Below are 302 nucleotides of genomic sequence, written 5' to 3'. Positions count from 1 at the left end.
CCGCCCCGCCCTGCCCTGCCACGCCCAACGCCAACGCCAACGCCCCGGCCAGCAACGCCTCACCCCACACACGCTGGCAAGTCCGGAGAATGCCGCGCGCGGACCTCCATCCGGCCTCGAACCGTGTCGACATCCTGAGTTGCCGACTCAGCAGGCGGCGGCCGTGCGACGTGCGGATCGCACCGCATCGGGGGCCCGTCACGGACGGCAGAGCACGACGAGACCCCGAGCACCGCGGGTAACTCAGGAGAACGACGACCAGGCGCGGCACCGGTCAGCGTCAGCACGCCGATCTCCTGAGT

The organism is Frigoribacterium sp. MCBA15_019, assembly GCF_001864945.1.
Lineage (GTDB): Bacteria > Actinomycetota > Actinomycetes > Actinomycetales > Microbacteriaceae > Frigoribacterium.
This window is presented reverse-complemented; position numbering follows the sequence as displayed.